The 938-nt window shown below is 34.6% G+C and carries 2 protein-coding genes; both read left to right on the forward strand.

Features of this window, described 5'->3' with window-relative positions:
- Positions 1-769 (forward strand): tyrosine-type recombinase/integrase (locus F0000_RS27455; RefSeq protein WP_223148962.1); only part of this gene is annotated, 769 nt, incomplete at its 5' end.
- A gap of 14 nt (positions 770-783) precedes the next feature.
- The coding region (locus tag F0000_RS28750) for a transposase zinc-binding domain-containing protein (RefSeq protein ID WP_368668155.1) at positions 784-938 on the forward strand (155 nt) is incomplete at its 3' end.

Below are 938 nucleotides of genomic sequence, written 5' to 3' on the forward strand. Positions count from 1 at the left end.
CTTAAGTGCTTTATGTCAGATCAGTTTGTATTATGATCAAAGTTTTCATCTACTCAATGATCAACAAATTACTGAATATATGTATCACTTACGACTTCGTAAAGTAAGTCATTCTTCTATTAAAATGTTAGTATATGGGTATCGGTTTTTATTCAAAGTAATGAAGACTCCCGAGCGTTGTATAGAGTTAAAAGGCAATCGAGCTAAGGTTAAAATCCCTGTGGTTCTTAATCAGAGGGAAATTAAGAGTTTACTATCCCCTAAACATTGTCCCAATCTAAAACATCGTATAATTTTGTCTTTACTATATTCTTCGGGGCTTCGCATAAGTGAATTACTTAAACTAAGAGTAGAAGATATTGATTTCAATGCTCATCGAATCCATATCATCAATAGTAAACACGGAGTGACCCGATACGCAATATTATCCAAATTAATGGCAAAGGGACTAAAGGCTTATCTCTCAAATTACCCCATTGGAAAATACTTGATTAGCGGGTACGAAAAAAACAAACCTTATTCGGCTTCTTCAGTCAAAAAGATACTTGGTAAGACGCTCCGTACAGCAAAAATAAACAAACACATTACCATACATAGTTTACGGCATAGTTTTGCTGTCCATTTTTTAGAGCAGGGAGGAAATCTATTGCAATTAAAAAGCCTGTTAGGACATAGTAGTTTACAAAGCACATTAATCTATCTTAGAGTTACACAAACTACATTCAAAAATCTACAAAGCCCGCTGGATATACTCTACCTATCCGATTGAGACCTACCCATGAATTGGCTGATGTACTAAGAAAATATGGTAAAGAGTTTTTAGAAAAAAGTAAACTATCTTATCAGAAAATAAAAGTACTCCGTGCCATTGTTAATTGCAGAACAGCTGTGCTGGGAGGACATCTACAGAGGTGTACCAAATGTGATTACCAACAAAT

Source organism: Aquimarina sp. RZ0 (genome assembly GCF_008370685.1).
Lineage (GTDB): Bacteria > Bacteroidota > Bacteroidia > Flavobacteriales > Flavobacteriaceae > Aquimarina.